Below are 293 nucleotides of genomic sequence, written 5' to 3' on the forward strand. Positions count from 1 at the left end.
ATTTTGCCTAGTTCCTTCACCCGAGTTCTCTCAAGCGCCTTGGTATTCTCTACCCGACCACCTGTGTCGGTTTGGGGTACGATGACTTGTAATCTGAAGCTTAGAGGCTTTTCCTGGAAGCAGGGCATCAATGGCTTCCGCACCGTAGTGCGTTCGTCTCGTGTCTCAGTGTTGTGTCTCCGGATTTGCCTAGAAACACCACCTACGCACTTTCACCAGGACAACCGTCGCCTGGCCCACCTAGCCTTCTCCGTCCCCCCATCGCAATTACAAGTCGTGCAGGAATATTAACC

The 293-nt window shown here is 52.9% G+C and carries 1 rRNA gene; it reads right to left on the bottom strand.

Annotation, left to right across the window (positions count from 1 at the left end):
• A 23S ribosomal RNA gene (locus J9892_RS21520) occupies positions 1 to 293 on the bottom strand; the annotation flags it as partial.

It is taken from the genome of Aeromonas sp. Prich7-2, assembly GCF_017939255.1.
GTDB lineage: Bacteria > Pseudomonadota > Gammaproteobacteria > Enterobacterales > Aeromonadaceae > Aeromonas > Aeromonas caviae.